Raw genomic sequence first — 3,785 nt, forward strand, 5'->3', positions numbered from 1 at the left:
TTCTTACCAAAAAGGAGTCATTTTCTTCCAAAGACACAAACTTTTTTACACTACCCTGTATGTTTTTGTTATTCGCAGGTGTCTGTGAAGTCCTTCTGGTAGATCTCAATCATCATTCGTGCTCCCAGGCGGAAGCCGTCAATGAACATTTCTGACATTTCTAAAGGGAGTGTGTCCAGTTGCTCATCCATGATTTCAACGAAGTGTTTGTCTAAAGGTGGTTCTAAGACTTTTAGTTGTTTGACGAAGTCCTCATAGTGCTTGTAATGTTGCTGGCGCAGCTTTCGGTATTCTTCTGTTTTGGGTGTGTACTGCTCGGCAGGGAAAACTTCTCCGTCATATAGCTGTAGTAGCAGACTTTTCATACATATTCTCCTTTGCTAAAATGTTTTTTTGACATGCACTAAATGTCAACTCGATTCTTAGTTTATCATATAATGAGAAAAATGACAATCACTGAATGTCAATTAAGGAGAATTCTATGTATAAAAACAAGGCAGAAAATGGCGGAAATAACATCTGCGGCCAGAGAATTAAGGAAATCCGGGAGAAACTTCCGGAGAAAACTTCTCAACGGAAGCTGGCAGATATGCTGCAAATGGCTGGATTGGATATTGATAAGAATGCGGTGCAGCGGATTGAGAGCGGGAAACGGTTTGTGACGGATATTGAGTTGAAGGTCATTGCAGAGGTGCTGGGAGTTAGTTATCAAGAGTTGCTGGATAGAGATAGATAATTATTAGTGTAGTCATTTATTATGAGGTGCGAATAATGAAGGAAATTATTATTGAGAATATTAGAAATATAGAATTAATGAAATTTAGAATTCCTGCTCCTGGTGTTCATATTATTACAGGAAAGAATGGCTCAGGTAAAACAACATTATTTACTTGTATTAATAGAATAGGGAATAAGAATGCATATAAATTGGGATTTCAATCATCTAATGATAGTTCTATGGATGTTTTTTCAGGTTCAATAACTTATGAGATAGATGGAAATAAGGTGAAGTATACTAAGAGAAGTAATGGTGAATGGAGACCTCATAAAAGAAATTCGAGTGTGTTTCAAGAATTTTCATATCCGCAAATCATAAATATAACAACTAAAGACCAGAGAATTTTTACGCAAGAAAAAATTTTATCCAGAAGACGTGGTACAGAGGATGTATGGATAAATGAAAAAATGAATTTGGTATTTGGGGTCGATAAATTTTCTTCAATGATTAAAATACCTGCAGGAGAAATGCGTGGACGTAAAGGAGTGAATCAACGACGTAATATAGCATATGCGATTCCTCTATCAGATGGGAAATTTTATACGGAACAAAATTTCAGCTTCGGTGAAATTATTATGATAAATCTTTTTCACGACATTAAAAATGCTGTAAATGGTTCACTTATTTTAATAGATGAACTAGAAATGGCCTTACACCCATCTGCCCAAATACGTCTTATTGTAGCTTTAAAAGAACTGGCAAAAGATAAAGGGCTAACAATTTTGATTTCTACACATTCTTCAAGTATAATACGAGCCGAGAAAAATGTAATATTTTTAGAACAAGATGATTTAGGAAATATTAATGTTATTTATCAATGTCCCCCGGCCAAAGCAATCGGCGCAATTGGAATGAGGGAAGATACTTCTCCAGATATAATTGTATTGGTGGAGGATAGCATGGCAAAAAGTTTTTTTAATGCTTTAAAACAAAAATATTTTTCTTTACAAGAGGAGAGCAATTATTTAGATATTCGAATTTTAGAGATTGGAGGATATGAAAATGTAATTCACTTTTTTATCGAAGCGAATAATTATATTTTCTATGATAATGTTTATGTATCATCTTTTATGGATAAGGATGTTGAAACAGATATCATACCCTATCCTCAGTATGGAAACTCGGCAATGATAAGAAAGTATGAAGAAAATATGGCTTATTTACATTTTTTACCTTACACCCCGGAAGTATTACTAATAAAGGTATTTTATTTACATAAAACGGATTTTCTTAGAACTTTAGTATCCATATATGATAATCAACAATTACAATATAGCTTGCAAGAGACATTTAATTTTGAAGAGTATGAGGCAGATTTACCTCAATTTTTAAATCAGACAGAATACAATTCTTATATTAGTAATCGGGGAGCCTTTAGAAAAAAGTGCAAGGACGAATCAGAAAGAATTGCAAAAGTATTATCTGAACAAATAAATCAATCTGTTGAAGAAATTTATCGGATAGCTTTTAAGTATGCAGTTGATCACATTATCCAAAATGAAATGGATGTAAGGGGGCTTTTGGCTTCAACGATGAAGAGAATCAGGAGATAGTAAATTCTTGAGAGTAACGAATGTTAAATGAATCCTATGAAGTATAGAGTAATGTATACTTTTAGCTTTGGAAATTTTTAACTAGGTGGGCTGTCCACAAAAGTATATTACATGAGGTTTGTAAGAATGGAATTTAAAGATTATCAAAAGGCAGATAAGTACAATTTGTTTGTTGCAGCAGAAGATGATGCTTGGATAAGTGATTTTTATGTTATGATGAAGAGCAGATGTTTAACCTCCTATACAGTTCCTGCTATAAAAAATCAATATGGTAAACTAGATAATATGACAATTGAAAATATAAAGAAATATCCGTGCCTTTTTGTGTACGAGGATACGGAAACAGTTAAAAAAGAGGCATTTGTAGGTCATATAACAGACATTGTAGTGAGAACAAATGGCGTGAAATTTAAGTACATAAAAAATGGATATATTACTTATGATGATTTACATAGATTAACTTTTGAATTAGGTATAGATATGTCTGGTGGAATTACAGAATTAATGCATACTCACTGGACAATAAAAACTGTGAATCTTTATAATGAATTAAAAAATATTGTAAAGCCAATAAAACAACAGGAAAAAGTTTTTATATCTTATTGTTGGACACCTAAGGAAAATAAAGATAAAGTAATTAAACTGGCAGAACGGTTAGAAAACGATGGTGTGAATGTGTTATATGACAAAAAAAGTTTAAAACCAGGACAGGATATGGTGGCGTTTATGGAGGCATTAAGCACGGACGAAACAATAAAAAAGGTTTTGGTAATTTGCAATGCGGACTATGCGAAGAAAGCCGACAATAGAGAAGGAGGAGTAGGTACAGAATCAGAAATTATAATTCCACAAGTTTATGGACATCCGATGCAAAATAAAATTATACCTCTTTTTTTTGAAAAAGCGACGGACGGTAGTTTTTATACACCTGTATATTTACGTAATAGATATGGGATAGACTTTACAGACGATTTTGAAAGTGGTTATAAAGAACTTTTAAAAGATATTAAAAGCACTGTTATTTTATAGGATAAATGCCTTCTATTGTATCGTGTAGTAATACGTAGCACACTCATAGCGCACAATCACTCTCAAAACCCCAGAAAATCCAGCCCTCGCGGTTTCGATTGAGGAAGCAGCTAAGGCTGGGAAGTTCTAAGAAATAGCGTAAAATCAAGGATTGTTCAGAATGAAAATCCTGTCAAATCCTTGTGAATCCTGCCTGATAATACACAAGTAGTACACAGGTAATACACAAGGGAAAACGGCGGTAATACACAAATTCAAGTATGAGAAAAGGCTATACCAGAATCAGGATATTGATTTCCGGCATAGCCTTTTTTTATTTGATTTTTTGAATTTCCCGGTGCAAATCTTCTATAGTCCTGTGGGTGTGATGACGTATAATTAATTTCGCAAAATTAATTTCATAAAAATAGACATGGTCTATAGCC

At 33.4% G+C, this 3,785-nt stretch carries 4 protein-coding genes; 3 read left to right on the plus strand and 1 reads right to left on the minus strand.

The annotated features are described in order from the left end of the window. Positions 1–68: 68 nt before the first annotated feature. Positions 69–365: a DUF6809 family protein gene (locus DW757_RS16965; RefSeq protein ID WP_118752314.1), complete on the minus strand. Its 297-nt coding sequence runs from the start codon at positions 363–365 to the stop codon at positions 69–71. A gap of 116 nt (positions 366–481) precedes the next feature. Here DW757_RS16965 and DW757_RS16970 point away from each other — a divergent pair, with 116 nt between their 5' ends. The 3 genes from DW757_RS16970 (at position 482) to DW757_RS16980 (ending at position 3,360) form a co-directional block, all read left to right on the plus strand. Next, complete coding sequence (locus DW757_RS16970; protein ID WP_118752315.1) at positions 482–736, plus strand: helix-turn-helix transcriptional regulator; 255 nt, start codon at positions 482–484, stop codon at positions 734–736. A gap of 35 nt (positions 737–771) precedes the next feature. Next, entirely contained in the window at positions 772–2,331 is a 1,560-nt protein-coding gene (locus tag DW757_RS16975) for an AAA family ATPase (protein ID WP_118752316.1), read from the plus strand. Positions 2,332–2,457: 126 nt separating this feature from the next. After that, positions 2,458–3,360, plus strand: a complete 903-nt coding sequence (locus tag DW757_RS16980) for a toll/interleukin-1 receptor domain-containing protein (protein WP_182433340.1) — start codon at positions 2,458–2,460, stop codon at positions 3,358–3,360. Positions 3,361–3,785: the final 425 nt, after the last annotated feature.

It is taken from the genome of Clostridium sp. AM29-11AC, from assembly GCF_003480545.1.
Taxonomy (GTDB): domain Bacteria; phylum Bacillota; class Clostridia; order Lachnospirales; family Lachnospiraceae; genus Otoolea; species Otoolea saccharolyticum_A.